This is a genomic window from Streptomyces sp. NPDC048434 (assembly GCF_043200375.1).
Taxonomy (GTDB): Bacteria; Actinomycetota; Actinomycetes; order Streptomycetales; family Streptomycetaceae; genus Streptomyces.
On record NZ_JBICXQ010000074.1, the window covers coordinates 1,948 to 4,469 of the forward strand.

A 2,522-nucleotide genomic window follows, 5' to 3' on the forward strand; every position below is an offset into this window, starting at 1 on the left:
CAGCGACGCTCCCACGGCTTGTAGGCACACGGTTTCAGGTACTATTTCACTCCGCTCCCGCGGTACTTTTCACCATTCCCTCACGGTACTATCCGCTATCGGTCACCAGGGAATATTTAGGCTTAACGGGTGGTCCCGCCAGATTCACACGGGATTTCTCGGGCCCCGTGCTACTTGGGTGGTTCTCAAGCAAGCCGTTGATGTTTCAGCTACGGGGGTCTTACCCTCTACGCCGGACCTTTCGCATGTCCTTCGCCTACACCAACGGTTTCTGACTTGCCTCATCGCCGGCAGACGATGAAAGAAAACTCCCACAACCCCAACCACGCAACCCCTGCCGGGTATCACACGTGACTGGTTTGGCCTCATCCGGTTTCGCTCGCCACTACTCCCGGAATCACTGTTGTTTTCTCTTCCTGCGGGTACTGAGATGTTTCACTTCCCCGCGTTCCCTCCACACTGCCTATGTGTTCAGCAGCGGGTGACAGCCCATGACGACTGCCGGGTTTCCCCATTCGGACACCCCCGGATCAAAGCTTGGTTGACAGCTCCCCGGGGCCTATCGTGGCCTCCCACGTCCTTCATCGGTTCCTGGTGCCAAGGCATCCACCGTGCGCCCTTAAAAACTTGGCCACAGATGCTCGCGTCCACTGTGCAGTTCTCAAGCAACGACCAGCCACCCATCACCCCAACCCGAAGGCTGAGTTCACTGGGGCCGGCATCGCGAAGGTCCAGACCTACGGTCCGTACCCTCAGATACCCAACAACGTGCCCGGCCCACTCAACCCCCAGATGCGTTCCACGCCGAAGCAGTACTAACTTCCAGAGAATCAAGTGTGCCGAATAGTCAACGTTCCACCCATGAGCAACCAGCATCAGACATTCGCTGATGAACTGGCCTCTGACCCGGACAAGTCCGAGTAAGAAGTGCTCCTTAGAAAGGAGGTGATCCAGCCGCACCTTCCGGTACGGCTACCTTGTTACGACTTCGTCCCAATCGCCAGTCCCACCTTCGACGATTCCCTCCCACAAGGGGTTGGGCCACCGGCTTCGGGTGTTACCGACTTTCGTGACGTGACGGGCGGTGTGTACAAGGCCCGGGAACGTATTCACCGCAGCAATGCTGATCTGCGATTACTAGCAACTCCGACTTCATGGGGTCGAGTTGCAGACCCCAATCCGAACTGAGACCGGCTTTTTGAGATTCGCTCCACCTCGCGGTATCGCAGCTCATTGTACCGGCCATTGTAGCACGTGTGCAGCCCAAGACATAAGGGGCATGATGACTTGACGTCGTCCCCACCTTCCTCCGAGTTGACCCCGGCAGTCTCCTGTGAGTCCCCATCACCCCGAAGGGCATGCTGGCAACACAGAACAAGGGTTGCGCTCGTTGCGGGACTTAACCCAACATCTCACGACACGAGCTGACGACAGCCATGCACCACCTGTACACCGACCACAAGGGGGCGCCTGTCTCCAGACGTTTCCGGTGTATGTCAAGCCTTGGTAAGGTTCTTCGCGTTGCGTCGAATTAAGCCACATGCTCCGCTGCTTGTGCGGGCCCCCGTCAATTCCTTTGAGTTTTAGCCTTGCGGCCGTACTCCCCAGGCGGGGAACTTAATGCGTTAGCTGCGGCGCGGACGACGTGGAATGTCGCCCACACCTAGTTCCCAACGTTTACGGCGTGGACTACCAGGGTATCTAATCCTGTTCGCTCCCCACGCTTTCGCTCCTCAGCGTCAGTATCGGCCCAGAGATCCGCCTTCGCCACCGGTGTTCCTCCTGATATCTGCGCATTTCACCGCTACACCAGGAATTCCGATCTCCCCTACCGAACTCTAGCCTGCCCGTATCGAATGCAGACCCGGGGTTAAGCCCCGGGCTTTCACATCCGACGTGACAAGCCGCCTACGAGCTCTTTACGCCCAATAATTCCGGACAACGCTTGCGCCCTACGTATTACCGCGGCTGCTGGCACGTAGTTAGCCGGCGCTTCTTCTGCAGGTACCGTCACTCTCGCTTCTTCCCTGCTGAAAGAGGTTTACAACCCGAAGGCCGTCATCCCTCACGCGGCGTCGCTGCATCAGGCTTTCGCCCATTGTGCAATATTCCCCACTGCTGCCTCCCGTAGGAGTCTGGGCCGTGTCTCAGTCCCAGTGTGGCCGGTCGCCCTCTCAGGCCGGCTACCCGTCGTCGCCTTGGTAGGCCATCACCCCACCAACAAGCTGATAGGCCGCGGGCTCATCCTTCACCGCCGGAGCTTTCCACCACCAGACCATGCGGTCGGTAGTCGTATCCGGTATTAGACCCCGTTTCCAGGGCTTGTCCCAGAGTGAAGGGCAGATTGCCCACGTGTTACTCACCCGTTCGCCACTAATCCCCGGCCGAAGCCGGTTCATCGTTCGACTTGCATGTGTTAAGCACGCCGCCAGCGTTCGTCCTGAGCCAGGATCAAACTCTCCGTGAATGTTTACCCGTAATCGGGTGAAACACACACGAGAGCGGAACAACCAGACGGAATA

The 2,522-nt window shown here is 58.2% G+C and carries 2 rRNA genes (1 of these 2 running past the window's edge); both read right to left on the reverse strand.

The window, feature by feature from the left end:
- Positions 1-633, reverse strand: a 23S ribosomal RNA gene (locus tag ACGFWI_RS38765) (it extends 1,926 nt beyond the left edge of the window).
- A gap of 305 nt (positions 634-938) precedes the next feature.
- Positions 939-2,467 (reverse strand): 16S ribosomal RNA (locus ACGFWI_RS38770).
- The 16S and 23S rRNA genes sit together here, the layout of an rRNA operon.
- Between the last annotated feature and the right edge of the window lie 55 nt (positions 2,468-2,522).